Genomic DNA, 25,680 nt, shown 5'->3' with positions numbered 1-25,680 from the left:
TGCTAGTAGGCCAAGGCGAGGCGGAAATGCAGGCGGTTGGCGCCCCGCTGTCCCGTGTCGCCGCCATTGACGACATGGGCGTAATCGAGTTGCAGATTGGCGTAGCGGCTCAGCAGCAAACGCAAGCCGAGGCCGCCGCTGCCGATGCCTTGCGACGCGCTTTCGCCGGGCAGCGCATGGTTGCGGCGCAGCCAGGCCGTGTCATAGAACGCCAGCGCGCGGCACTGGTAGCCGAGCGCCTGGCCGCACCAGTTCGGCGTGTACAGCTCCAGGTTCAGGTTGACGCCCGAATCGTTCGATACCTCGCGCTCGGCAAAGCCGCGCACGGACGCGGCGCCGCCGGCGCCGAACTGCTCGCCCGGCACCAGCGCGTCGGGCGTGACTTGCGCGTTGACGAGCGCGCGCCACTGCCAGTCGCCGGCCAGCACGCGTCCCGAACTGGCGCTCAGGCGCACCGTGTTGTAGGCCGCCTTGGCGTGCGCGCGCACGCGGTCGAAATCGGCTTGCGCGCCATGCTTGCCACCAGGGATATTGTGCGCGAAGGTGACCGCCACGCTGGTCTCGCCCGTGGGCAGGGTCCAGTTGCCGATGTAGCTGACGCTGAGCGGATGCACGGTGACGTCGGCGCCCAGCTCCATGCCGAACAGTTGCACGCTGTTGCGGTAAGCCTTGTAGTCGATGCCGTACACGAGCTTGGGTTCGAAATCGCCGCTGCGGGCAAAGTTCTGGTTGTAGCGGATGCCGGCCATGCTGCCCTGGCCGCTGACGGCCAGGTCGAAAATGCCGGCCGAGACGCTGCCCGAATCGACGTTCGAATAGCTGGCGAAAAAATCCATCGAGTCGCCCAGCGCATACAGCGGCAAGTGGTAGCCGGCACCATACACGCCCACCTTGTCCGGCTTTTCCAGGCTGCTCGTGTATTGCAGGCTGGCCACATGATCGAGGCCGAACAGATTCGCATGCTGCAGCACCACGCCCACGTGCGTCTTGCCCGTCTGCGCATTGCCCGTATTGTCCACGTTGAGCATGGCTTTCCAGGGCTTGTCATCGGCCACCGTGACGATGGCGTCGATGGCGCCGGCAGGCTCGTCGGCTTGCAGGCGCACTTCGAGCTTGCGCGCCGGGTTTTCATTCGCCAGTTTCAGGCTTTGCGACAGGGCCGGCAAGTTCGGCGTCTCGCCTGTGCGAAGAGACGGCAGGGCGCGCCGCACGTTGGCCTCGTCGACGTAGGCATTGCCGCTGATGGCAAGCTTGCCCAGCGGCGTTTGCAGCACGTTCAGGCGCACCACGCCCCGCTCCAGTTCCTGCTCGGGCAATTGCACCTGCACGGCGCTGTAACCGCGCTCGCGGTAAGCCCCCTCCAGCGCCTCGACGGCGCGGGCGATGTCGGAAAAATCGCGCTGCGCTCCCGTAAAGGGCGCCAGCAAGGCTTGCACCTGCGCGGACGTGAGCAGGGTATTGCCCTGGACGTCGAAGCGGCGGATCTCGAAGCGCGAGACGCCGTCGTCCTGCGCGGCAGGTGCGGCGTCATCCATGGAAACAGCGGCGCCGGCGGCGCCGACGGCGAACAGCAGCGCGGAACCCGCAAGCAGGTGCACCAAACGATATGTCATGTGAAGGATTTCTTGAGTAACCAGACAAGCGCGCGGCCCGCAGGCGCCAGCATGTCCGGCAATGGATTGAAGACAAATTTTAGACGGCTTTTAGTTTCCAGTCAGAAATTTCTAACATTTCCCCCTGATTTTTATCGCGATGCAACAAACAATGCGCACGCGCTGATGAAAAATGCCGCAATCGCTTGCCTTTTCCGGCGAATGGCGGGCTATTTGCTGTGCAATTCTGTCACGCCATCCCAGTCCAATGGCGGTGGCGCGTTGCGGTACTGCTCCAGGCGCGCCGCGTACAGCCGGTACAGGCCATCGTCGGGAAAGTCCGCCTGCAAATGGGCCAGCTGCGTACCTGCCTGCGCCCAGTCGCGCGCGCGCAGCCGGGCCAGCACCGCGTGCCAGCGCTCGAGCTGCGCCAGTTCGGCCGCTGCGGCGCCGGCCAGCAGGCAGCGCGGCTCGAAGATGGCCACCGCTTCCTGCTTGCCCAGCACCCGGATCCGGTCGAGCTCGCGGTACAGAAAATCCGGGGCCGCCGCGCGCGTGACCTCGCCCACCACGATGCCCACGCCATACAGCTTGCTGGCGCCTTCCAGGCGCGCGGCCAGGTTGACGCTGTCGCCCATCACGGTATAGGCGCGGCGAATGCGCGAGCCCATGTCGCCCACATGCATGGGCCCCGTATTGATGCCGATGCCGATGCGCAGCGCCGGCCAGCCGCGCGCGCAAAACTGCCGGTTCAGCCGCGCCGCGCTTTGCTGCATCAGCAGGGCGCTGGCCACGGCCCGGCCGGCATGATCGCCAAAGGCGACGGGCGCGCCCCAGAACGCCATCACGGCGTCGCCGATGTATTTGTCCAGCGTGCCGCCATGGCTGTCGCGGATATCTTCCGACATGGCCGTCAGGTAGGCGTTGATGTATTCGCGCAGCGCGGCCGGGGCCAGCTGCTCGGAGATGGCCGTGAAACCGCGCACGTCGGCAAACAGCACCGTCAGTTCGCGGTTCTCGCCTTCCATCGTGTAGCGGCGCGGATCGTCGGCCATCTCGGCCACCAGCTCGGGCGCCACGTACTCGCCGAAACGGGCCACCAGCGCGCGTCCCTTGCGCACCTCGAAAAAGTAACCCCACGCCAGGTTGGCGATGAACAGCGCAAGGATCAGCAGCAACAGCACGGCGCCGCCCAGCACCAGGTCGTGCACGGCGTACAGGTACAGGTTGATGCCGATGGCGGCGGCCAGCGCGGCCACGCTGGCCAGCATCACGCCGGCCGGCGGCAGCACGGCCAGGGCGCCCGCCAGCAGCAGGCCAGACAGCACGATCTGCACCAGTTCGAGCGCCAGCGCGTAGTCGGGCCGCGCCTTGAAGCGCCCGTCGAGCATGGACTTGATCAGGTTGGCGTGCACCTCCACCCCCGGATATTCGGCATTCACGGGCGTGGCGCGGATATCGTTCAAGCCGGGCGCCGTGGTACCCACCAGCACGATGGTGCCCTTGAGCAGCGCGGCCGGCACCGTACCGGCCAGCACGTCGGCAGCCGACACGTAGCGGAAGGCGCCGCCATCGGGGCCGCCCGCGCCGCGGTACTGCACCGTGGTCGTCAAGGCTTCGCCGACAGGGATCGCCAGCGCGCCGCGCGGCGTGAACAGCATGATGTGTTCGAGGCCGCCGCTGGCCAGTTCGCGCGCCGACAGGGTATCGGCCGTGCCCGTGAAACGGGGAGCGATGGCGCGCGCCTGCAGGTAGACGGCGACGGTGGCCAGCGACAGCGAAGGATAATAGCCGTCGCCGATGCGCTGCAACAGGGTCGAGGAACGCACGACGCCGTCGGCATCGGTCAGCGCCGTGAAGATGCCAGCACCCTGCGCGGCCGCCTGCAAGGGGGCGATATTGGCTTCGTAGCCGCGCGCCACGTAGGCCGTGACCGTGCGCCCGTTCAAATCGGCGACGGTAAAGGCGGGCCTGGGCAGCACGCCCTTCCTTTGCCGCTCCGAGACGCTATAGCCGAGCACAACGGGCTGGCCGCGCATGGCCTCGGCAAACAGGCCGTCGTAATCCATCGCCGGGCGCAGCTTTTCCAGCTGCGCCGGCAAGCCGGCCACGCCCGCCAGTTCGCCGCGCGCCAGGCCTTGCAGCACGGCGTAGCCGGAACTGGTGTCCGCTTCGGGAAACGCAATATCGAAGCCCAGCGCGGCCACGCCGTAATGGCCGGTGAGCTGGCGCACCAGGCTCGCCTGCACGTCGCGGCTCCAGGGAAAACGGCCCACGCGGGCCAGGCTTTGCTCGTCGATGTCGACGATGACGATGCGGCGGTCGAGCTGCGGCGCATCAAAGCGCATGCGCCAGTCGCCCAGCATGGCGTCAAGCCGCGCCATCGTGTCGTTGCCGGCCAGGCACAGCACGGCCGCCGCCACGGTCAAGACTACACCCAGCAGCGACCGCGCCCCATGCTTGCGCCAGGCCAGCGACAGCTTCAAGGGATATAGCCCGGAATGGCCGCCTCGTCGACGGCATCGATCTGGCTCGGATGCATGTGCTTTTCAGCGAAGGTCAGATAGACCTTGCTGCGGATGAAAACGTCGAACAGCTCCGGGTCGATATGGCCGTTCAGGCTGAAATTGCCGAGGATGCGCAGCGATTCGGACAGCGACTTGCCCTTTTTGTAGGGCCGGTCGCGCGCCGTCAGCGCCTCGAAAATGTCGGCAATCGCCATCAGCCGCGCCGGCACCGACATCTGCTCTTTCGTCAGCCCGCGCGGATAGCCCTTGCCATCCATGCGCTCGTGATGGCCGCCCGCATATTCGGGCACCTTCTGCAGGTGCTTGGGCCACGGCAGCGCTTCGAGCATGCGGATCGACACGCTGATATGGTTGTTGACGATGGCCCGCTCGGCCGCCGTCAGGGTGCCGGCGCGGATGGTCAGGTTTTCCGTCTCGTCGGCATCGAGAAAATCGCGCAGCTCGCCGTCGGCCGCGCGCCAGCGCCGGCGGGCGATCTGCCGCACCCTTTCCTGGTCGGCCTGCGCCATGCTTTCACCGCCGATGTTAACCGTGCGGATGAAGTCGCGTTCCTCGCGCAGCGCCGCCTGCTCCTGCTCCAGCGCGCGGGCGATGGCGTCCTTCTGCTGCGGCTGCGCCGCCTGCTGGCGCAGGGCGGCGATCTCGGCGTCGCGCAGCAGCACTTCGTAGCGCGTGTCGATCAGGGCGATGCGGTCGAAGATGGTTTCCAGTTTGGTGGCCTTGTCGACCACGTGCACGGGTGTGGTGATCTTGCCGCAATCGTGCAGCAGGCCGGCCAGCCACAGCTGCTTGCGCTCGTTGTCGCTGAGCCGGAAATCGGCCAGCGGCCCCGTTTGCGTCGCATGCGCGGCGTCGGCCAGCAACATCGTCAGCTCGGGCACGAACTGGCAATGCCGTCCCGTGTACGGCGACTTTTCATCGATGCCGATATTGATCAGGGTAACGAGCGATTCGAGCAGCTCTTCCAGCTGAGAGATGAGCAGCTGATTCGTCAGCGCCACGCCCGCCTGCGCGGCCAGCGCCTCGATGAAGCGCTGGTCGGTGGAGGAAAAGGCGCGCACCTGGCCCGTCTCGCCATCCTTGGCATTGACCAGCTGCAGCACGCCGATCAAGTCGCCCTCGTGATCGCTCATGGGCACCGTCAGGATCGATTGCGTGTGGTAGCCATGGTGGCGGTCAAACTCGCGCATGCCGGAAAAATTGAAGACCTCGTCGCGGTAGACGTCGGCGATATTCACGCTGCGGCGCATGTTCGCCGCATACGCGGCCACCGACGCCAGGTTGGGCTGGCCGGCGCCATCGAACAGGGGAACGCCCGGCAAACCCATGTCCGCCCCCTGCGCGATGCCCAGGCTGTCGTTGACGCTGATATCGAACGCCAGCTGGCGCCCCTCAAGCGCGGGCCGGTACAGGGTGGCGCCGTCGGCGCCGCTCATGCTTTTCGCCAGCAGCACGATGCGCTGCAGCAGCGCGCCAATGTCGCGCCCTTCACCGCCGAGGCCGTGGCCGAGCGCGACGCTGAGTTCGGTCAATTGCTCCAGTCTGTGGGCGATTTTCTCAGGGTGCAGCTGAGGCATATTGGTGGCAATCAGGTAATGGGCAAGCAAAAAAAGGGGACGTCGGCAAGCGCCAGTGTAACGGCGACCCTGCGCACTGTACATTACTTAGTCACAACAAAATGAAATTACTTTCCGTATCGCAACACGCATAAATGTTGCCGCCAATCTCATTAATTAGAATAGAATCAACAATAATTACACTATAACAAGGTACTGAATGAAATTCACGTTCAGGGGCGTGCGCGGCTCCATCCCCTCTCCCGGCCCGCGCACGGCGCGCTATGGCGGCAACACCACGTGCATCGAAGTGCGCACGGACAACGACAGCCTGATCATTCTCGATGCCGGCAGCGGCATCTTCGCGCTGGCGCAGCAGCTGCCGCCGGGCCAGCCCGTCGACGCGCACGTCTTCATCACGCACAGCCACTGGGATCACATCCATGGCCTGCCCATGTTCTCGCCCCTGTTCGTGGCCGGCAACCGCATGCGCTTGTACGGTGCCCACGATGCGGCCGCCGGCCGCGGTATCGAGCACGTGATGGCGGTGCAGCTGCAAAGCAGCTATTTCCCCGTCAGCGAAGCGGCCATGGCGGCCGGCATCGAGTACCGCACGCTGGCACCGGGAGAAGCCGTCGACGTGGGTGGCGCGCGCGTGCGCGGCGCGGAAATGAACCATCCTGTGGTCAACCTCGGCTACCGCATCGACTGCGGCGGCGCCGCGCTGTTTTTCAGCGGCGACCATGAACCGTTCTACAACCTGCATCCGCCCGGTCACGCCGAGCATGCGGCCTGCGCGGCGCGCAATGCGCAGCGCCAGGCCGGCATCGATGCGCTGGTCGCCGGCGTCGATGCGCTGATCATGGATTGCTCGTACACGCGCGAAGAATACCCGGGCAAGCAGGGCTGGGGCCACGGCACCTTCGACGCCGCCTTCGACCTGGCCCTGCGCTGCGGCGCGCGGCGCCTGTACTGTACCCACCACGAACCGACCCGCAGCGACGAGCAGCTCGAAGCCGTGTTTGCCGACGTGATGGGCCGCTATGCGAGCCGCCTGGCCGGCCTGCAGGTGTTCCTCGCCAGCGAGGGGCTGACGGTGGAACTGGCCGGCGCATAAAAAAAAGGAACCTTGCGGTTCCTTTTTTGAATGTGCCCAATTGGCCCAAGGCCGCCTTACATGATGTGGTGGCCAATCCACCAGGCCACTGCTGCGACGAAGGCCGAAGCGGGAATCGTGAAGATCCAGGCCCAGACGATATTGCCCGCCACGCCCCAGCGCACGGCCGACATTTTTTGCGCCGAGCCGACGCCGACGATGGCGCCCGTGATCGTGTGCGTGGTCGACACGGGAATGCCCAGCGCCGTCGAGACGAACAGGGTGATCGCGCCGCCCGTTTCGGCGCAGAAGCCGCCGACCGGTTTGAGCTTGGTGATCTTCTGGCCCATGGTCTTGACGATGCGCCAGCCGCCGAACAGCGTGCCGAAGCTGATCGCCGTGTAGCACGAGATGATGACCCACATCGGCGGCATCTGGTCGGCCGCGCTGGAGTAGCCGGCGGCGATCAGCAGCATCCAGATGATGCCGATGGTTTTTTGCGCATCGTTGCCGCCGTGACCCAGGCTGTAGGCGGCCGCCGATGCCAGTTGCAAACGGCGGAACCACTTGTCGACCTTGCGCGGCGTCGAACGCACGAAGATCCACGACACGAGCAGCATCATGATGGAGCCGAAGACGAAGCCCAGCACGGGCGCGATGACGATGAAGGCCACGGTTTTCCACAGGCCGGCAGCAACCAGCGCGCCCGTGCCCGACTTGGCGACGGCGGCGCCCACCAGGCCGCCGATCAGGGCGTGCGAGGACGACGAGGGAATGCCGTAGTACCAGGTAAACAAATTCCAGAAGATGGCGCCCATCAGCGCGCCGAAGATCACGTACTGGTCGATCACGGCCGGATCGATGGTGCCCTTGCCCACCGTGGCGGCCACGGTCAGCTGGTGGAACACGAAGATGGCGACGAAGTTGAACGTGGCGGCCATGGCAACCGCGGTCTGCGGTTTCAATACGCCCGTCGAGACCACCGTGGCAATCGCGTTGGCGGCGTCGTGGAAGCCGTTCATGAAGTCAAACAGCAGCGCCAGGACGATCAACAGGCCTAGCACGTAGATGCTGATTTGTATGGTCATTATAGTTTCTTTTCTGATTCTGGTTCAGGACAGGCCCAACGCTTACGCGTTTTCGACGATGATGCCTTCGATAATATTGGACACGTCTTCGCAACGGTCGGTCACGGTTTCCAGAATTTCGTAGATCGCTTTCAGCTTGATCAGGTTGCGCACGTCCGGCTCGTCGCGGAACAGCTTGGACATGGCGGCGCGCATCACGTGGTCGGCGTCCGATTCCAGGCGGTCGATCTCTTCGCAGATGGCGACGATCTTGCGCGAGTTGTCCATATTGTGCAACATGGCGACGGCGTCGCGCACTTTTTCGGTACAGGCCAGCACCAGTTCGGCCAGGCGCTTGGCTTCCGGCGTGACGGCTTTCAGGTCGTACAGCGAGACGGTTTGCGCCGCATCTTCCAGCAGGTCGAGGATGTCGTCTTGGCGCGTGATCAGCTGATGGATGTCATCGCGGTCGATCGGCGTGATGAAGGTCTTGTGCAGCATTTCCACGGTGGCGTAGGTAACTTTGTCCGCCTGTTTCTCGATGCTTTCGATCGCATGCACGCGGTTTTCCAGGTCGTCGAAATTGGTCATCAGGCCGAGCATCTCTTTCGCGCCCTTGACGCACAGTTCCGCGTGCTGGTTAAACAATTCAAAAAACTTGCCCTCAGTGGGCATCAAGCGTCCAAACATGTCATTCTCCGTTAAGCATTGAGTCGTGTTATTTACTACAGAAAGCCGCCCCGTATGAGGGGGCGGCCAATGGAATTGCCAGTGCTGCTGAGTCTTAGTCGCCTTGGTAAAGCGCCAGGCCACCACTGTAATTGCCAAATTTGGTGTACTGCCCCATGAAGGTGAGGCGGATGCTGCCGATTGGGCCGTTACGCTGTTTACCGATGATGATTTCGGCCGTCCCTTTGTCCGGCGAGTCGGGGTTATACACCTCGTCGCGGTAAATGAACAGGATCACGTCGGCATCCTGCTCAATAGCGCCCGATTCGCGCAAGTCGGACATCACGGGACGCTTGTTAGGACGTTGTTCCAGCGAGCGGTTCAGCTGGGACAGCGCGATCACGGGACAACCGAGTTCCTTCGCCAGGCCTTTCAAGCCGCGCGAAATTTCGGAAATCTCCGTGGCGCGGTTGTCGCCCGGGGTATTGGCCGACATCAGCTGCAAGTAATCGACAATGATCAGGCCCAGCTTGCCGCACTGGCGCGACAGGCGGCGCGAGCGGGCGCGCAATTCGATCGAGTTGAGCGCCGGCGTTTCATCGATGTACAACTGCGCGTCGTTCATCTTCTGGATCGCATTCGTCAGGCGCGGCCAGTCTTCGTCGTTCAGGCGGCCCGTGCGCAAACGGTGCTGGTCGAGCTGCCCGACGGAGCCGAGCATACGCATGGCCAGCTGGGCGCCGCCCATCTCCATCGAGAACACGGCCACGGGCAAGCCGCTGTCGATGGCCACGTTCTCGCCGATGTTGACGGAAAACGCCGTCTTGCCCATCGATGGACGGCCCGCCACGATCACCAGGTCGCCCGGCTGCAGACCCGAGGTCATGCGGTCGAGGTCGATGAAACCGGTGGGCACGCCCGTGATTTCACTCTGGTTGTCGCGGCTGTACAGTTCGTCGATGCGCTCGACCACTTGCGTCAGCAGGGGCTGGATGGCGGTCCAGCCCTGGGCGCCGCGCGCGCCTTCTTCGGCGATGGCGAAAATCTTCGACTCGGCCTCGTCAAGCATCTGCTTGACTTCCTTGCCTTGCGGGCTGAAGGCCGTGCCGGAGATATCGTCGGCGACGGTGATGAGCTTGCGCAGCACGCCGCGGTCGCGCACGATCTCGGCATAGCGCCGGATGTTCGCGGCCGATGGCGTGTTTTGCGCCATGGCGTTCAGGTAAGCGAGTCCGCCCACGTCCTCGGCCTTGCCGAGCTGGGTCAGGGTTTCAAAAACAGTAATGACATCGGCTGGCTTGGAAGCGTTCACCATCTTGACGATTTGCTCGAAGATGATGCGATGGTCATAGCGATAGAAATCCTCCGCATGCATGAAGTCGGCGATGCGGTCATATGCGGCATTGTCGCGCAGCAGACCACCGATAACGGATTGTTCTGCTTCGATCGAATGCGGCGGAATACGGAGGGAATCCAGTTGCGGATCAGAGGGGGCGTTCATGGCGCGAATTATACCCGCTTCGGCGTCAGGGCAAAAAAAAAGGGCTGAAAATCAGCGAAAAATACACGAAAAAAAGGCCACAAAAAAGCCGGGCGAACCCGGCTTTTCATAGTGCGGCAGCGCTTGCGGGCCAGGCCCGCAGACGATTACGCGTTCGCGTCTGGAACGACAGCGATAACAACTTCCACGACCACGTCGGTGTGCAGAGCAACCGAAACGTTGTGCTCGCCAACGATCTTCAGCGGGCCGGTAGGCATGCGGATTTGTGCTTTTTCAACAGCAAAACCTTGCTTGGTCAGCGCTTCAGCGATGTCGAAGTTGGTGACGGAACCGAACAGACGGCCATCGACGCCAGCTTTTTGAGCCACTTGAACGGTCAGGCCGCTCAGTTTTTCGCCCTGGGCTTGCGATGCGGCCAGTTTGGCGGCAGCAGCTTTTTCCAGTTCGGCGCGCTTGACTTCGAATTCAGCCACAGCGGTTGCCGTAGCACGACGTGCCAGGCGTTGCGGGATCAGGAAGTTACGTGCGTAACCGTCTTTGACTTTGACGACTTCGCCGAGGTTACCGACGTTTACAACTTTTTCTAACAGAATGATTTGCATAGTTCTTCTCCAGGAATATCTGACCGATTAAGCGTGGTGCAGATCGGTGTATGGCAGCAGCGCGAGGAAGCGAGCGCGCTTGATTGCGGTGTCGACTTGGCGCTGGTAGTGCGCTTTGGTACCGGTCAGGCGTGCTGGCATGATCTTGCCGTTTTCCTGGACGAAGTCTTTCAGCGTGTCGACGTCTTTGTAGTCGACTTGCTCAACGTGAGCTGCCGTGAAGCGGCAGAACTTCTTACGTTTGAACAAAGGGTTTTGCTGTTTGCGTTTTTCTTTAAGCTTGAGCTTATTTTTGTCGAACTTTTTACCGAATGCCATGTCAGGCTCCTGTATCTAAAATGCGCTAGTCGGGAATGACTGCACTAAAATCAATGATGTGAAACACCAAACTCTTGCTGTTGCGGCTCTTCCTTGCCAGGAAACCCGTGAACTGATACACCCCGCTCAAGCTTGCCTGGCTGAACCGGCCTGAAATTTCGCCAGCGGCTAGCGCGGCAACATCAAACTCGGTCAAACGGGCAATCCCTGCTTCCATCTGCTGCGAACTGTGTTGCAATACTGCATTCACAATCGGCAGCCCTGCCGGGGTATAGCGCAATATTTCACGCTCGGCAATGATGGCGGTAACTTGTAGCTGGTTCAGCGCACGATCCTGGTCAAGAATTAAGCGGCTGCGGCTGGAGCGGCTGCTGGTGCTTCGGTGCGGTGGCTTTTGGCCGCGTCTTCGCGTTGTACCGATTTCATCATCGGCGAAGGAGCTGTTTCGGCTTTCTTCATTTTAACGGTCAGGTGACGCAACACGGCATCATTGAATTTGAATGCTGTTTCCAACTCGACCAGGGTCTCGTTGTCGCATTCGATGTTCAGGCAGATGTAGTGTGCTTTAGGCAGCTTTTGGATCGAGTAAGCCATTTGACGGCGGCCCCAATCTTCCACACGGTGAACCGAACCGCCGCGGGTGGTTACGCTGGCTTTGTAGCGTTCGATCATCGCGGGCACTTGCTCGCTTTGGTCCGGATGGACGATAAAGACTATTTCATAATGACGCATGCAAACTCCTTCAGGTCGGATTGATAATCGCCCACCCCGGCGTCAAGACGGGTGTGGGAAGGTCAGCCGAAGATTATAACCGCCTTTTGCAAACGTTTCAATCATTCCTTCCACCAGCCCCCGAAAAGGCCGCGCGCCACCGCGCTTTCCGCCCGTGGACAAGTATTTCTTGCGAAATTCGCCGAAAACACGGAAATCCCCTTGCATAGTGGACGATACTGTACAAAAATACAGACTGTTCATATAGACAGCATTTCAGTATGCACCCACCGCTCATGATCAAGCTGACAGCACGACAAGAACAAATCCTGAACCTGATCAAGGACGCGATTGAAAACACGGGCTTTCCTCCCACCCGTGCCGAAATCGCCAATGAACTGGGTTTCAAATCGGCCAATGCGGCCGAAGAGCATTTGCAGGCCCTGGCGCGCAAGGGCGCGATCGAGATTTCGCCCGGCACCTCGCGCGGCATCCGCCTGATCGGCGCGGCGGCCGAAGCGCCGCCATCGAAAGTGCCGGCGGCGCTGCTGATGTCGCTACCCCTGATCGGCAGGGTGGCCGCCGGTTCGCCCATCCTGGCCCAGGAAAACCTGGAAGCGAGCTACAACGTGGACCCGGCCCTGTTTTCGGCCAAGCCCGACTTCCTGCTGAAGGTGCGCGGCTGGTCCATGCGCGACGCCGGCATCATGGATGGCGATTTACTGGCCGTCAAAAAGGTCGACAGCGCCAAGAATGGCCAGATCGTCGTCGCCCGCATCGGCGACGAAGTCACGGTCAAGCGCTACAAGAAGACGGGTTCCGTCATCGAACTGTTCCCGGAAAACCCGGACTTCAAGGTCATTACCGTGTCGCCGGAAGACGAGTTTGCCCTGGAAGGCCTGGCCGTCGGACTCATGCGCAGCTGGCATTAAGCCTGCAGCGCAAAAAAAGGGCCGCGACAACATGACTGTCGCGGCCCTTTTCATTTGTCCGGCTACTTATACATCGAGTGCCTGGCGGAAATCCTCGAGCAAATCCACCTCATCCTCGATACCGACGGAGACGCGGATCAAGGACTCGGCAATGCCCATGCTGGCGCGCCGCTCGGCGCCCATCTCGTAGAAGATCGTATGGGCGACGGGAATGACCAGGGTGCGCGTGTCGCCGAGGTTGCTCGCGGGAATGGCCAGGTTCAAACGATTGAGGAAATCGAAGCAGTCGATGCCGTCCTTCAATTCAAAGCTGAACAGCGAACCATAGCTGCGGAACAAGTCCGTCGCCAGCGCGTGCTGCGGGTGCGACGCCAAGCCCGGATAGTGCACGGCCGCCACGCGCGGGTCGGCGGCAAGCATGGTGGCCAGCGCCAGGGCGTTCGAGCAGGTGCGGTCCATGCGCAAGGCCATGGTTTCCGCGCCGACGGCGATATGGTGCGCCGCCTCCGGGCCCAATGAGGCGCCGAAGTCGCGCAAGGCCTTGGCGCGGATTTGCGCGATGCCCCACTGCGCGGGCGCCGCCTTCTTGTAGTTCTCGAAGATGTTCGGATACTGCGTCCAGTCGAACACGCCCGTGTCCGTCAAGCTGCCGCCCAATGCATTGCCGTGTCCGCCGATGGATTTCGTCAAGGCATTGACCACCAGGCCCGCGCCCACGGCTTTCGGGCGGAACAAATACGGCGTCGTCATCGTGTTGTCGACGATGTACAGAATGCCCTTTTCGCGGCACAGGTCGCCGATTTTTTTCAGGTCGGCGATCTGCGTGCGCGGATTGGCGATGGTTTCCACGAACACGATGCGCGTTTGCGGCGTGATGGCGGCGGCCACGTTGGCCACCTCCGTCGCGTCGACGAAGGACACGCCGATGCCCTGCCCCGTCACCGTTTGCCACAGGCTGTTGGTGTTGCCGAACAAAAAGGCCGACGACACGACATGGTCGCCCGCGCGCAACAGCGACTGCACCACGGCGCCGATGGCGCCCATGCCGGTGGCGAAGCACAAAGTCGCCACGCCGCCTTCCATCTTGTTGACCTTGTCTTCCAGCGCGGACACGGTGGGGTTGCCCTGGCGGCCGTAGCGGAAGCCCGGCTCCTTGCCCTGGAACACGGAAGCGAGCTGGTGTGCATCGGCGTAACCAAAGGCGACGGAAGTGTGCACGGGCTTGTGCAGCGAACCATGCTCGATGCCCTTGCGGCGGTCGTTATGCAGGATGGTGGTGGTAAAGCCGTAGTTTTTTTTATCGTTCATGATCGCGGAGCAAAAAAAGCCCGGCGCTAGCCGGGCAAGATAATTACGCTTCTGTCGTTGCCAGGTTCAGGTTCAGCTGGGAACGCGGCGTATCTTCGGGCGCTGCCGCCTTTGGATGGTGGCGCGCATATTCCAGGCGGTCCAGATATTCCTGCGACACGTCGCCCGTCACGTAGACGCCGTCGAAGCACGAAGCCTCAAAGTTGGTCAGGGCCGGGTTGACGTCGGCGATCGCCTGCTTCAGCGCGCCGATATCCTGGTAGACCAGGTAATCGGCCGTGATTTCGCGGCACACTTCTTCCGTCGTGCGGCCATAGGCGATCAACTCGTCGCGCGTCGGCATGTCGATGCCGTACACGTTCGGGTAGATCACCGGCGGCGCGGCCGAGGCGAAGATGACTTTCGTCGCGCCCGCTTCGCGCGCCATCTGTACGATTTCACGGCTGGTGGTGCCGCGCACGATGGAATCGTCGACCAGCAAGACCACCTTATCCTTGAATTCGGACGGGATCGCGTTGAGCTTCTGGCGCACGGATTTCTTGCGCGCCGCCTGGCCCGGCATAATAAACGTGCGGCCGATGTAGCGGTTCTTGATGAAGCCTTCGCGGTATTCGATGTTCAGCGCCATGGCCAGCTGGATGGCGGCCGGACGCGAGGAATCGGGAATCGGCATGACCACGTCGATATGCACGCCAGGCAATTCGGCACGGATCTTCTCGGCCAGGTATTCGCCCATTTTCAGGCGCGTGGCGTACACGGAGGCGCCGTCGATGACGGAGTCGGGACGGGCCAGGTAGACGAATTCGAACACGCACGGGTTCAAGCTGGCATTGTCGGCGCACTGGGCGCTGTGCAATTTCTTGTCGGCATCGATGAAGACGGCTTCGCCGGGACCGATGTCGCGCACGAAGCGGAAGCCCATGCCTTCCAGGGCCACGGATTCGGACGCGATCAGGTATTCGGGACCCTGCTCCGTTTCATTGATGCCCAGGCACAGCGGGCGGATGCCGTGCGGGTCGCGGAAGGCCAGCAAGCCCACGCCGGCGATTTGCGCGACGGCCGCATAGCCGCCCTTGACGCGACGGTTCAGCACGGTCACGGCCTTGAAGATGGCTTCCGGGTCCAGGTTCAGGCCCGTCGTCGCTTCCTGGATTTCATGCGCCAGCACGTTGAGCAACACTTCCGAATCGGAGTCGGTATTGATGTGGCGGCGGTCGTTCTTGAACATTTCCAGCTTCAACTGTTCCCAGTTGGTCAGGTTGCCATTGTGCGCCAGGGTGATGCCGAACGGCGCATTCACATAAAACGGCTGCGCTTCCTCTTCGCTCGACGAACCAGCCGTCGGGTAGCGGCAATGACCGATGCCCGAGTTGCCTTGCAGCGAACGCATGTTACGCGTACGGAAGACGTCACGTACGAGGCCGTTGGCCTTGTGCATGGAAAACATACTGCTGTGATTGGTCGCAATCCCTGCCGCGTCCTGACCGCGATGTTGCAGAAGCAACAATGCATCATAGAGCAATTGATTGACAGGTTGATGGGAAACGACGCCGACGATGCCACACATGGTGTGCTCCTAAACTGTGCTACTGATTTTAAAAAAAATTCAAAATTTCACATGCTGCGCGTAAGCGGCAGGCAGATAAGGCTTGATGGCGCGCGCGCCCTGCTCCGCGAGCGGGCTGAGCTGCGCGTTTTTCCAGAATGGCTGCTGCGGGATGGACGTCATGCCACACAAGATGACGGCGGTCAGCACGATCACAAGGCCCCGCGCCACGCCGAACAGGCTGCCCAGGGTGCGGTCGGCCAGACTCAGACCTGTCACCTTGACCAGCGCGTCGACCGTCATGGACAGCAATCCCATCAAAATGCGCACGCCGATGAACAGCACCACGAAGGCCAGCAACAAACGGATGGCTTCACCCGGCACGGCTTCCGGCAGGAATTTCGCCAGGGTGGCGCCATACGCGTTGGCGATGACGAACGCGACGATCCAGCTGACCAGGGACAGTATTTCCTTGACCAGGCCGCGCATCATGCTGATCAGCACGGACGTCACCAGCACGAACAGCACCAGGTAATCGAAGATCGTCACGCCCGTTCAGCCTTGCAACATCACGCCGGCACCAGCGAGCCGCCCAGGCCCAGCTTTTGCAACTTGGCGCGCGTCTTTTCCGCGTCTTCGCGGCTGCCGAACGGCCCCACGCGCACGCGGATGCGCTCGCCCGCCGGACTGGAGACTTTCTGCGTGTACGACTTGATGCCCGCTTCGCGCAATTTGTCCTGCAATTCGTCGACCTTGTCCTGCGTCGCCAGCGCCGCCACCTGCACCACGAACTTGCCGCCGCCGGCATCGTGGGCCTTGTCCTGCGCCTTCTCTTGCGGCTTGCCTTCCAGGATAGCCAGCGCGCGCGCGGCATCGTCGGCCGATTGCGCCGGCTTGGCAGGTTTCACTTCGGGCTTGGCTTCCGGTTTTACTTCATGCTTGGGCTCAGGCTTGGACTCGTGTTTCGGCTCGGGCTTGGTTTCATGCTTCGGTTCAGGCTTGGGCTCCGCCTTGACCGGTTTCGGTTCGGGCTTCGCTTCAGGCTTGGGCTCGGGTTTCGGTTCCACATAGGCCGGCTTGACGGGAGCTGGCTGGGCGGCGGCCAGCACGGGCGCCGTTGCCTGTGCCGGCCTGGCCGCGGGCGGCAGCGGCGCGTCGACGATTTCCTCGGACTGGTCCAGGCCATTCGACGCAGCCTGGGCCGGGACGGCCGGCACAGGCGCCGGCGCAGGCGCAGCCTTTTCCTTCGACGGAATGTCGATGGCGATATCGTTAAACGGTGCTTTCGGCTCCGAATCGAGCAGCATCGGCAAGCCGACGGCGACGCCCAGGGCCAGGGCGACGGCCCCGACCAGGCGACGGCGTGCGCGCTTTTTTTCAGGCAAGACCGGATCCGGTGCTTCCTTGCCGCCACGGCGCGATCCGCCGCCACCGGAGGTGTTGGCGGCGCGCTTGCGGGTCGGCGACTGTGCTTCGCCAGGGACATAAAAGCCGCTGTCTTCGCCAGAGGATTCTTGCTTGTTTTTAAACAGTTTCGAGAACAAGCCCATGCGTGATTTTCAGTCGAGTGCGTTTCAGTGAAGTGAGGATTTTCGGGCCTTCATCACGCCTGCAACGGTGAGGAAAGAACCAAAGACCACAATTCTATCATTCTCACCGGCCCGGCTCATTGCATTTGCAAAAGCTTGTGCCGGATCATCGAAAATAGACACAGTATGTTCGCTGCTGTCGGGCTTATCTTCGAGCATGATCTGCACCTTGGCGGCCAGTTCGGAAGCCGTGGCCGCACGCGGCGAAGGCAGGCCCGTCAGGCACCAGTGGTCGACGTGTTCACTCATGGCGGCGAGGACGCCATCGATATCCTTGTCAAGCATGGAACCGAACACGGCATAGGTGTACGGGTGGAAACCCATATTGCCCAGGTTCTGGTTCAGCGCCGACGCGGCGTGGGGGTTGTGCGCCACGTCGAGGATCACGCTGGGGCGGCCAGGCAAGACCTGGAAGCGGCCCGGCAGCTCCACCGTCACGAGGCCCGTGCGCACTTCCTGCGCGCCCACGGGCAGCTTCAGTTTCAGCACTTCCAGCGCGGCCAGCACGGCCGTCGCATTGAGGATCTGGTTGGCGCCGCGCAAGCTCGGGTAGGCCAGCGAATTGCGGCGCTGCTCGCGCCCGCCGTAGTTCCACTGCTGCTTGTCGCCCGCATAATTGAAATCGCGGCCCATCAGCCACAGGTCGGCGCCGATGGCCTCGGCATGGTCGATCAACGACTGCGGCGGCACGGGGTCGCTGCAGATGGCGGCCTTGCCTGGACGGAAGATGCCGGCCTTTTCAAAACCGATCGCTTCGCGCGTGTCGCCCAGGTAATCCGTGTGGTCGATATCGACGCTGGTAACGATGGCCACGTCCGCGTCGATCACGTTGACGGCGTCCAGGCGCCCGCCCAGGCCCACTTCCAGGATGGCCACGTCCAAGTTGGCTTGCGACAGCAGATGCAAAATCGCCAGGGTGGTGAACTCGAAATACGTGAGCGGCGTGTCGCCGCGCACGGCTTCGACTGCGTTGAAACTGGCGACGAGCTGCTCGTCGCTGGCCATCTCGCCCAGCACGCGCGCGCGCTCGTTAAAATCGAGAAAGTGCGGCTTGATGTACAAGCCCACTTTGTAGCCGGCACGCAACAGCACGGATTCCAGCATGGCGCAGGTGGAACCCTTGCCATTCGTGCCCGCCACCATGATCACGGGGCAAGTAAAAGCGAGCTGCATGCGCGCCTTGACGGCTTGCACGCGGTCCAGGCCCATGTTGATCTGGGTTTCCGAATGGCGGGTTTCCAGCATGGCGAGCCATTCCGGCAAGGTGGTGGGGAACTTGTGCATGGGAGACTTCTTGATGAGGAGACAGTGCGCGAGGCGCGGAGACGGTGTTGCGCGGCAACCAGGCGGGTCCGCAGGACACCGCCCGGCCTGTTACGTTGGCGTTACGCCAAGACTTCCACAGCCTGGTTTTGCAACAAGGCCAGCAGACGGGCGATTTCTTCGCGCATCTGGCGGCGGTCGACGATCATGTCGACGGCGCCCTTGGTGACGAGGAACTCGGCGCGCTGGAAGCCTTCCGGCAGTTTTTCGCGCACGGTGTTTTCAATCACGCGCGGGCCGGCAAAGCCGATCAGCGCTTTCGGTTCGGCGATGACCACGTCGCCCATGAAGGCGAACGAGGCGGACACGCCACCCATGGTCGGGTCGGTCAGCACGCTGATGAATGGCAATTTCTTTTCGGACAGCTTGGTCAGCATGGCCGTGGTTTTCGCCATCTGCATCAGCGACAGCAAGCCTTCCTGCATGCGCGCGCCACCGGTGGCGGTGATGCAAATGAACGGCACTTTCTGTTCCAGCGCGATCTGCGCGCCGCGCACGAAGCGCTCGCCGACCACGGAACCCATCGAGCCGCCCATGAATTCGAATTCGAAGCACGCCACGACCACCGGCAGGCTCATGATGGCGCCGCCCATGACGACCATCGCATCCGTCTCGCCCGTCGCTTCCATGGCGGACTTCAGGCGGTCCGGGTATTTCTTGCTGTCCTTGAACTTCAGGGTATCGACGGGCAGGATTTCCTGGCCGATTTCATAGCGGCCGCCCGCGTCGAGCAGGCTGTCGAGGCGTTCGCGCGCGCGGATGCGCATGTGGTGATCGCATTTCGGGCACACGTGCAGATTCGATTCCAGGTCCGTACGGTACAGCACGGCTTCGCACGACGGGCACTTGACCCACAGGCCTTCCGGCATGGTCTTGCGCGCGGCGGCATCAGAACGCTGGATGCGCGGTGGCAGCAGTTTTTCCAACCAACTCATATTTTCTCCTTGGGCCCTTGTAGGGGTAGCGTCGGTGGACGCCCCCGGCAGACGGTCAACGGCGACGCCCCGCGGGGCGCCACCAAAAATTTTATCTATTGCACAATAACAGGCAAATCAGTGGCCGAAGTGTAGCCGTTTATCGCCGGGCTGTCGAACTTTGCCGTCACCGCATATTGTGTAAACGGCAAGCTTGCTCAGGCGTCCAGTGCGGCGCGGATGCCTGCCGTAAAGCTGCGCACGGCGTCCACGGCACCGCCTTCGGGTGCATTTTCTATCTCCTGGATGATGCGGCTGCCGATCACGACAGCATCGGCCACCTTGGCCACGGCCTTGGCCGTGGCGCCATCGCGGATGCCGAAGCCCACGCCGATGGGCAATTTTACATGCTGGCGGATGGCCGCGAGGCGTTCCGCCACCTGTTCCGTATCAATGTTACCGGCGCCCGTGACGCCCTTGAGCGACACGTAATAGCTGAAGCCGCCGCCAACCTTGGCCACTTGCGCGATACGCTCTTCGGTCGACGTGGGCGCCAAAAGAAAAATCAGGTCGAGGCCCGCTGCGCGCATGGCGGCGCCGAACTCCTCGCACTCTTCGGGCGGATAGTCGACGACGATGGCGCCGTCGGCGCCGGCCGCTTGCGCTGCCGCAATGAAGGCGGCACTGCCGATGCGCTCGATGGGATTGGCATAGCCCATCAGCACCACGGGCGTCGTCTGGTTCGTTGCACGGAATGCGCGCACATAGCCGAACACGTCGTGGATGCCGACGTTGAATTTCAGGGCGCGTTCGCAGGCGCGCTGGATGACGGGGCCTTCGGCCATGGGGTCGGAAAACGGTACGCCCAGCTCCAGTATGTCGGCGCCGCCCTCGACGAGCGCGTGCATCAGGGGCACGGTGGCGTCGGGGCCGGGGTCGCCGGCGGTAATGAAGGTGACCAGGCCGGTCTTGTTGCTGGATTTTAAATTGGCGAAGGTGGCGGCGATACGGGACATGGTGAGCTTTCTTTATCGGTGGGGAATGTCGGATTACGCGCCATGCGCTAATCCGACCTACGCGTTATCGGGATTGGCAGTTGTTTAACTGAAATTCAATCCCATGCGTTCCGCCACGGTATGCATGTCCTTGTCGCCACGGCCCGACAGGTTGGCCAGTACAATTTGATCTTTCGGCAAGGTGGCCGCCAGCTTGGCCGCGTAGGCCAGCGCGTGCGACGATTCCAAGGCCGGAATGATGCCTTCGATATGACAGCAGTCATGGAAGGCTTGCAGCGCCTCCTCGTCCGTGATCGACACGTATTGCGCGCGGCCGGAATCTTTCAACCACGCATGTTCCGGACCCACGCCCGGATAGTCGAGGCCGGCAGAGACGGAATGCGTCTCGATGATCTGGCCGTTGTCATCCTGCAGCAGATAGGTGCGGTTGCCGTGCAGCACGCCCGGGAAGCCGGCCGTCAGCGAGGCCGAGTGCCTGCCCGTGTCGAGTCCTTCGCCGGCCGCTTCCACGCCGATCAGCTTGACATCCTTCTGGTCGATGTACGGGTAAAAGATGCCCATGGCGTTCGAGCCGCCGCCGATGCAGGCCAGCACGTAGTCGGGCTGACGGCCCGTCATTTCCGGCATCTGCACCAGGCATTCCTCGCCGATCACGGACTGGAAGTCGCGCACCATCATCGGATACGGATGGGGACCGGCCACGGTGCCGATGATATAAAAGGTGTTTTCAATGTTGGTGACCCAGTCGCGCATGGCTTCGTTCAACGCATCCTTGAGGGTCTTGGAACCGGATTCGACGGGCACGACGGTCGCGCCCAGCAGTTTCATGCGGTACACGTTCTGCGCCTGGCGCTTGACATCTTCGCTGCCCATGTAGACCACGCATTCGAGGCCGAAGCGCGCGCAGATGGTGGCCGTGGCCACGCCATGCTGGCCGGCGCCCGTCTCGGCGATGATGCGCGGCTTGCCCATGCGCTTGGCCAGCAGGGCCTGGCCGATCACGTTGTTGATCTTGTGCGCGCCCGTGTGGTTCAAGTCTTCGCGCTTGAAATAGATTTGCGCGCCGCCGGCCATCTCGGACCAGCGCTTGGCGTGGTAGATCGGCGACGGGCGGCCGACGAAGTGTTTCAGCTCGTAGCGGAATTCTTCGAGGAACTCCGGATCGGCGCTGTAGCGCGCGTAGGCGTCTTTCAGCTCGGCCAAGGCGTGCGTGAGCGTTTCGGCAACGAAGGAGCCGCCGTACGGGCCGAAGTGGCCGCGCAGGTCGGGAAAAGCGTAATCGGTGGCGTGGAACAATGCGGCGGCAGCGCCGGGCGAAGTGGTATGGTCAGTCATGGTGGTTTCCTCTGGCAATGATGGCATCGGCATCCTGGACCGCGGCGATGAACGCGCGGATTTTGGATGCGTCCTTGATGCCCTTGGACGCTTCGACACCACTGCTGATGTCGACGGCGTAAGGGCGCACGCGCACCACTGCGTCAGTCGCGTTTTGTACGCTCAAGCCACCACTTAAAACGACCCGAGGCGCGAGTTCTTCTGGAATGAGGGACCAATCGAATACCTTTCCTGCACCGCCATACGCATCCACATAAGTATCGAGCAAGAGGCTGGAAAACAAGGGACTGGCGGCGCGATAGCGCTGCTCGTATTCTAGCAAATCTTCAAAGCTGGTGTCGGGTTTGACGCGAAACACTTGCGTAAACGGCGTATTCACGGCGCCGGCGAGCGCGGCGCTGTGCTCGGGCGTCTCGTCGCCGTGAAATTGCAGCAGCGACAAGGGCGCCACGGCCCGGGTGGCCCGCACTTCGTCCAGCGTGGCGTTGACGAACAGGCCCACGGTCGTCACGTAGGGCGGCATGGCGGCGATCAGTCCGGCCGCCTGTGCCGGCGTGACGTAACGGGGGCTTTTCGGATAAAACACGAAGCCGACGGCGTCGGCGCCCGCCGCCACGACGGCGTGGATGTCTTCGACTCTGGTCAGGCCGCAGATCTTGATGCGTGTGCGTGGCATGTTCATCCTTTGTTGATGCAGATCAAAACCAGGGCAAGGCGCTGCTGCTGTCTTGCGGCAGCTCCCATTTCGGATCGTAATCGATCTGCGCCAGGTACAGGCCGTCCGGCATGAAGGTGGGCGCCGCCGCGTGGCGGTCTTTACTCTCCAGCAAATGCCCGAGCCAGTCGGGCTTTTCGCGCCCCGTGCCGATGTAGACGAGCGAACCGACCAGGTTGCGCACCATGTGGTGCAGGAAGGCATTGGCCGTAATCGTAAAAATCACGCAGTCGCCGCGCCGCTCGATACGGATGTCGTGCATGAGCTTGACGGGCGACTTGGCCTGGCATTGCGCGGCGCGGAAGGCCGTGAAATCATGCCAGCCCAGCAGCGGTTGCACGGCCTGGCGCATCAGTTCCACGTCCAGCGGACGGAAAAAGAAGCCGGCGCGTCCTTCCACCAGCGGCGAACGGGTGGCGTTGTTGTACAACACATAATGATAGGTGCGCGCACGGGCGCTGAAACGGGCGTGAAAGAAGTCATTGACCGTCGGATCGCCGTCAAGTTCCTTGGCCCAGCGCACGACGATCGATTTCGGCAGGAAGGCATTGACGCCGCGTACCCACGAGTGCACGTCGCGGTTCAGTTCCGTATCGAAATGCACGACTTGCTCGAGCGCATGCACGCCCGTATCCGTGCGGCCGGCGCAGGTGGTGGCCAGGCGCACGCGGGCGAACTGTTCCAGCGCGTTTTCCAGCTGGTCCTGCACCGTTTGCCCGTCTTCCTGTTTCTGGTATCCATGCCAGGCCGTGCCGTCGTACTGCAGGCCGAGGACGATACGCTTCAATGGCGTTGCTGTCGTAATATTTTGCATCGAAGCATTATACCGGCGCGGCAGCCTGCCGCACCGGCGGGCATTGCTAGCTCAGCAAAGCTCTCATGGTATTCGCCTTGGCGACCTGCTCTTCGCTGCCGCCCTTGATGACCTCATCGATCAGCTCGCGCGCCCCTTCCTTGTCGCCGATTTCCTGGTATGCGATCGCCAGGTCCAGCTTGGTATCCATTTCCATGTGGATGGCCGACAACGGGTCGTCCACGCCGACGCTGGCCGTCTTGCCATCGTTGAGGTCCAGGTCGATGCCGGACAGGTCGAATTCCTGTGCCGGTGGGATGGCTTCCGGCAAGGTGGCGGGCGCTTGCGCATCGTCGAACAGACTGTCGAGGGACGGCTCGGCCGCCGCGACGGGCGCGGCAGCGGGCGCCACCGGTTCATCGAGGTCGAAATGGGCCAGGTCGACCTCCTTCAACGGATCAGGCAATGGCGTCAAACCGGCGCCCACGCCATTGACGGGACCGGCCGGCGGTTCCAGATCGAGGCCGAAATCCATGCTGGCATCATACTGCGCATCGTGCGCCGGGGATGGCGGCGTGCTGTCCGGCCCCGGCATGACGATCGGCTCGCTGGTGGAAACGGGTTCGAAATCGAGGCTGTCGAGGTCAAAATCGAGGGGGTCGCGCGCATCGCGGGCCGTCACGGAGGACACCGGCTCGGCCGGCGCCAGGTCGGCCAGCGGAGCGGGCGCGGGCGTCGACAAATCGTCGGGCAAGTCCATGCTGTGGCCATGCACGTCGCCGCCGGCACCCTTGCTCAGGCTGACAACGGCGTCGTCTTCCGTATCGCCATACAGGGGATTCGTGGGATCGAGCGCCAGCCCCAGCGCGGCCGCCTGCGGCCACTCCTCACCCTGTCCACGCGTCAGACTGTAGAGCTCGCTGGCCTGATCTTCAAACGCGCGCATGTCGTTGCGGGCCGAATAGATTTCCAGCAGCTTCAGGCGGGCCGCATGGCGTTCCGGGTGGATGCGCAAGGCTTCCTTGAGGATATCTTCCGCCTGACCATCGCGGCCGTAAGCGATATACACGTCCGCTTCGGCGACGGGGTCCGTTTCATTCGCATCGAGCATGCTGGCGCCCGCCGCGGCGGCCACGCCGGCAGCGGCCGCGCCCGTACCGAACAGGTGATTGCTCGCTTCGGACTGCTGATCTTCCGGCGCCAGGCCGGACGGCGGCGTCACGGGCGCTTCCGGTTCCGGCTCGACCACGGGGGCGATATCGCCCTGGGCTGGCGGCGGCGCCTCCTTGCGGCGCCGCGCGACCACCAGTGCGGCCACGGCCGCCAGCAGCGCGGCGATGCCGATGCCGATGGCACCCAGGTGATCATTGATCTTGTCGGTAATCGTCGGCTCCAGCGGCGATGGTTTTTTCACCAGCGGCACCGGTTTGGCCTTGGGTACGGGCGGCTGCGCCTCGGCCGGCGCGCTGGCGGGTGCGCTGGCAGCGGTCTCGGCCGGCTTGGCGGGCGCCGGGGCGCTCTTGTCGGCCATGGCCTTGCTCTTGACGGCCATCAACTTTTCCAGGTCGCTGACGTTCTTTTCCAGCTCCTTGACGCGCGCGGCCGCTTCATCGACCTGTTTCGCCTTGGCGATCTTGTCTTCCTCGCTGGCGACGGCGCTCTTGCCGGCCGACTTGGCCGCCGGCTCCGCCTTCGACAGTTTCAGCTTGTCTTGCGACTCGCTCACGGCCGTCGGCTTTTCCTGCACGCGGGTAGGTCCGATCTTGCCGGCCGTGCTTTGCGTCGCTTGCGCGGCCTTGGCCGGCTTGCTTTGCGACACCTGACCTGCCAGCTTGTTGCGGTAGGCTTCGAAATCGATGGCGTGCGCCGTCACGATGCCCTTCGCTTCGGCCGCACCGGTGGCGCGCACGGCGTCCGCGCCCGGCACGGCCAGGATGCGTCCAGCCTGCATGCGGTTCATGTTCTCGCCCTTGAAGGCGTCGGGATTGGCGCGGTACAGGGCGACGAGCATCATGTCGAGCGACACGCCCGAAGGCTTCAGTTCGCTGGCGATGCGGCTCAGGGTATCGCCCGTCTTGACCTTGTATTCGCCGGCCGGTTTTTTCGCCGCAGCTGGAGCGGCATCGGCGGCCGCCTTGCCTTTGCCCGGTTCGGCCGGCGCCGTCACTTGCGCGCCGCGCGTCTGGCGCGCTTCCGGCGTGTCGAGCACGAACGCGTATTCGCGCACCTGGCGCCCGCTCTTGCCGCTCAGTTCCAGCAAAAGATCCACCATGGGCTCGGCCACCGGCTGCGCCGAGCTGATACGGATGAAGGGCTTGCCATTGCGATTTTCCACGGCAAACGTCAAGGCGTTCAACGCGGGATTGAATTCCACGTTGGCCTGGCGATAGGCCTCCGGCGGCGCCAGCTTGGCCAGCAGGCTCGCTGCCTCGCCTGGTTTGATGGCCGATAATTCGACCTCGGCGCGCAGCGGCTGACCGGCGGCGGACAGCACGGTGATCTTGCCCAGCTCGGCTGCGGATGCCGTCGGTGACAACAACACCGCACAGGCGACAGCGCTGCTGAGTGT

General features: G+C 62.8%; 23 protein-coding genes. 2 read left to right on the top strand and 21 right to left on the bottom strand.

Annotation, left to right across the window (positions count from 1 at the left end):
• Nucleotides 1-2: 2 nt before the first annotated feature.
• The 3 genes from CBW66_RS01160 to CBW66_RS01150 all read right to left on the bottom strand — a co-directional run bounded on the left by CBW66_RS01160 (nt 3) and on the right by CBW66_RS01150 (nt 5,697).
• The gene (locus CBW66_RS01160) at nt 3-1,613 is read right to left on the bottom strand and encodes a ShlB/FhaC/HecB family hemolysin secretion/activation protein (RefSeq protein WP_086136259.1); all 1,611 of its coding nucleotides are present in this window, start codon (nt 1,611-1,613) and stop codon (nt 3-5) included.
• Nucleotides 1,614-1,822: 209 nt separating this feature from the next.
• Nucleotides 1,823-4,078 (bottom strand): CHASE2 domain-containing protein, encoded by a 2,256-nt coding sequence (locus CBW66_RS01155; RefSeq protein WP_230491981.1) that lies wholly within the window; start codon nt 4,076-4,078, stop codon nt 1,823-1,825.
• Complete coding sequence (locus CBW66_RS01150) at nt 4,075-5,697, bottom strand: HD family phosphohydrolase (RefSeq protein WP_086136435.1); 1,623 nt, start codon at nt 5,695-5,697, stop codon at nt 4,075-4,077. Before CBW66_RS01150 ends, CBW66_RS01155 begins: the two co-directional genes overlap by 4 nt.
• Nucleotides 5,698-5,896: 199 nt before the next feature.
• Between CBW66_RS01150 and CBW66_RS01145 the strand changes: the two genes are divergently transcribed.
• Nucleotides 5,897-6,793, top strand: a complete 897-nt coding sequence (locus CBW66_RS01145) for an MBL fold metallo-hydrolase (protein WP_086136258.1) — start codon at nt 5,897-5,899, stop codon at nt 6,791-6,793.
• A gap of 56 nt (nt 6,794-6,849) precedes the next feature.
• Here the strand turns inward: CBW66_RS01145 and CBW66_RS01140 are convergent, their stop codons facing one another.
• The 7 genes from CBW66_RS01140 to rpsF all read right to left on the bottom strand — a co-directional run bounded on the left by CBW66_RS01140 (nt 6,850) and on the right by rpsF (nt 11,661).
• Complete coding sequence (locus CBW66_RS01140) at nt 6,850-7,863, bottom strand: inorganic phosphate transporter (RefSeq protein WP_086136257.1); 1,014 nt, start codon at nt 7,861-7,863, stop codon at nt 6,850-6,852.
• Nucleotides 7,864-7,902: 39 nt separating this feature from the next.
• Complete coding sequence (locus CBW66_RS01135) at nt 7,903-8,529, bottom strand: DUF47 domain-containing protein (RefSeq protein WP_010400015.1); 627 nt, start codon at nt 8,527-8,529, stop codon at nt 7,903-7,905.
• Nucleotides 8,530-8,623: 94 nt separating this feature from the next.
• Nucleotides 8,624-10,009, bottom strand: a complete 1,386-nt coding sequence (locus tag CBW66_RS01130) for a replicative DNA helicase (protein WP_071322553.1) — start codon at nt 10,007-10,009, stop codon at nt 8,624-8,626.
• 146 nt (nt 10,010-10,155) lie between these two features.
• A complete protein-coding gene (gene rplI / locus CBW66_RS01125) occupies nt 10,156-10,611 on the bottom strand; it encodes a 50S ribosomal protein L9 (protein WP_034783456.1) in 456 nt (151 codons plus the stop codon).
• Between the two features lie 27 nt (nt 10,612-10,638).
• A complete protein-coding gene (gene rpsR / locus CBW66_RS01120; protein ID WP_010400024.1) occupies nt 10,639-10,929 on the bottom strand; it encodes a 30S ribosomal protein S18 in 291 nt (96 codons plus the stop codon).
• Between the two features lie 25 nt (nt 10,930-10,954).
• Nucleotides 10,955-11,254, bottom strand: coding sequence for a primosomal replication protein N (gene priB, locus CBW66_RS01115; RefSeq protein ID WP_086136256.1), 300 nt, complete (start codon nt 11,252-11,254; stop codon nt 10,955-10,957).
• A 20-nt stretch (nt 11,255-11,274) separates the two neighbouring features.
• A complete protein-coding gene (rpsF, locus tag CBW66_RS01110) occupies nt 11,275-11,661 on the bottom strand; it encodes a 30S ribosomal protein S6 (RefSeq protein ID WP_010400028.1) in 387 nt (128 codons plus the stop codon).
• Between the two features lie 275 nt (nt 11,662-11,936).
• On the opposite strand from rpsF, the gene lexA reads away from it, so the two are divergent.
• The gene (lexA, locus tag CBW66_RS01105; protein ID WP_086136255.1) at nt 11,937-12,572 is read left to right on the top strand and encodes a transcriptional repressor LexA; all 636 of its coding nucleotides are present in this window, start codon (nt 11,937-11,939) and stop codon (nt 12,570-12,572) included.
• A gap of 66 nt (nt 12,573-12,638) precedes the next feature.
• On the opposite strand, the gene CBW66_RS01100 is transcribed toward lexA, so the two are convergent.
• The 11 genes from CBW66_RS01100 to CBW66_RS01050 form a co-directional block, all read right to left on the bottom strand.
• The gene (locus CBW66_RS01100) at nt 12,639-13,880 is read right to left on the bottom strand and encodes a cystathionine gamma-synthase family protein (protein ID WP_086136254.1); all 1,242 of its coding nucleotides are present in this window, start codon (nt 13,878-13,880) and stop codon (nt 12,639-12,641) included.
• A gap of 43 nt (nt 13,881-13,923) precedes the next feature.
• Nucleotides 13,924-15,447, bottom strand: a complete 1,524-nt coding sequence (purF, locus tag CBW66_RS01095; RefSeq protein ID WP_086136253.1) for an amidophosphoribosyltransferase — start codon at nt 15,445-15,447, stop codon at nt 13,924-13,926.
• Nucleotides 15,448-15,486: 39 nt separating this feature from the next.
• A complete protein-coding gene (locus CBW66_RS01090) occupies nt 15,487-15,975 on the bottom strand; it encodes a CvpA family protein (RefSeq protein WP_077407525.1) in 489 nt (162 codons plus the stop codon).
• A 20-nt stretch (nt 15,976-15,995) separates the two neighbouring features.
• Nucleotides 15,996-16,976: an SPOR domain-containing protein gene (locus CBW66_RS01085; RefSeq protein ID WP_086136252.1), complete on the bottom strand. Its 981-nt coding sequence runs from the start codon at nt 16,974-16,976 to the stop codon at nt 15,996-15,998.
• A 24-nt stretch (nt 16,977-17,000) separates the two neighbouring features.
• Entirely contained in the window at nt 17,001-18,299 is a 1,299-nt protein-coding gene (folC, locus tag CBW66_RS01080; protein WP_086136251.1) for a bifunctional tetrahydrofolate synthase/dihydrofolate synthase, read from the bottom strand.
• A 101-nt stretch (nt 18,300-18,400) separates the two neighbouring features.
• Nucleotides 18,401-19,273, bottom strand: coding sequence for an acetyl-CoA carboxylase, carboxyltransferase subunit beta (gene accD / locus CBW66_RS01075; RefSeq protein ID WP_086136250.1), 873 nt, complete (start codon nt 19,271-19,273; stop codon nt 18,401-18,403).
• Between the two features lie 197 nt (nt 19,274-19,470).
• Nucleotides 19,471-20,268: a tryptophan synthase subunit alpha gene (gene trpA / locus CBW66_RS01070; protein ID WP_086136249.1), complete on the bottom strand. Its 798-nt coding sequence runs from the start codon at nt 20,266-20,268 to the stop codon at nt 19,471-19,473.
• 84 nt (nt 20,269-20,352) lie between these two features.
• The gene (gene trpB, locus CBW66_RS01065) at nt 20,353-21,603 is read right to left on the bottom strand and encodes a tryptophan synthase subunit beta (protein WP_139841527.1); all 1,251 of its coding nucleotides are present in this window, start codon (nt 21,601-21,603) and stop codon (nt 20,353-20,355) included.
• The gene (locus CBW66_RS01060) at nt 21,596-22,279 is read right to left on the bottom strand and encodes a phosphoribosylanthranilate isomerase (RefSeq protein WP_086136433.1); all 684 of its coding nucleotides are present in this window, start codon (nt 22,277-22,279) and stop codon (nt 21,596-21,598) included. The genes trpB and CBW66_RS01060 overlap by 8 nt, the downstream gene beginning before the upstream one ends.
• 22 nt (nt 22,280-22,301) lie before the next feature.
• On the bottom strand, nt 22,302-23,105 hold the full coding sequence (gene truA, locus CBW66_RS01055; RefSeq protein ID WP_086136248.1) for a tRNA pseudouridine(38-40) synthase TruA: 804 nt from the start codon (nt 23,103-23,105) through the stop codon (nt 22,302-22,304).
• A 73-nt stretch (nt 23,106-23,178) separates the two neighbouring features.
• Nucleotides 23,179-25,653, bottom strand: coding sequence for a FimV/HubP family polar landmark protein (locus tag CBW66_RS01050; protein ID WP_230491982.1), 2,475 nt, complete (start codon nt 25,651-25,653; stop codon nt 23,179-23,181).
• Nucleotides 25,654-25,680 lie beyond the last annotated feature (27 nt).

It is taken from the genome of Janthinobacterium sp. GW456P (assembly GCF_002127655.1).
Taxonomy (GTDB): domain Bacteria; phylum Pseudomonadota; class Gammaproteobacteria; order Burkholderiales; family Burkholderiaceae_D; genus Janthinobacterium.
This window is presented reverse-complemented; position numbering and strand designations above follow the sequence as displayed.